This is a genomic window from Xanthobacter autotrophicus, assembly GCF_030015065.1.
Lineage (GTDB): Bacteria > Pseudomonadota > Alphaproteobacteria > Rhizobiales > Xanthobacteraceae > Xanthobacter > Xanthobacter autotrophicus_D.
Map to the genome: position 1 here is coordinate 1 of NZ_JAIVFN010000308.1, position 598 is coordinate 598.

Consider the following 598-nt stretch of genomic DNA (forward strand, 5'->3'; position numbering starts at 1 on the left):
CGAGCCAGCACGTGGTGACGGATTCGACCGGCAAGGTGTGGCTGACGGAGCGCTGGCACGCGGACGGAACGCTGGACTACACCAAGTCGGTGGCGGCGGACGGCACCACCGACACGGTGACCTACAATGCGGCGGGCCAGAAGATCAGCGAGGTCATCGTCGCCCCCAACGGCGACAAGACCACCAACAGCTACGACGCGGCGAGCGGAAACCTGACCCAGAAGCTCATCGACACGTCGACGGCCTATACCGCCAACACCTATACGGACGGGGTCCTGACCAAGGTCATCACGACCAGCAAGACGACGGGCTACACCGACCATTATCTCTACAACATCACCGGCCAGACCTATACGAGCCAGCACCAGGTGATCGACGCCAGCGGCAAGATCTGGCTGATCGAGCGCTTCCACGCCGACGGCACGCTGGACTACACCAAGACCTACGCCGCCGACGGCGGCACCGACACGGTGACCTACAATGCGGCTGGCAACAAGATCAGCGAGGCGATCGTCGCGGCGGACGGCACCAAGACGACGGACAGCTTCGATCCGTCGACGGGGAAGATCACCCTCGAGGTGGTCGAGAGCAGCAGCAC

The 598-nt window shown here is 63.7% G+C and carries 1 pseudogene; it reads left to right on the forward strand.

Annotation, left to right across the window (positions count from 1 at the left end):
- Positions 1 to 598: pseudogene (locus K9U40_RS23255) on the forward strand (hypothetical protein); the annotation flags it as partial.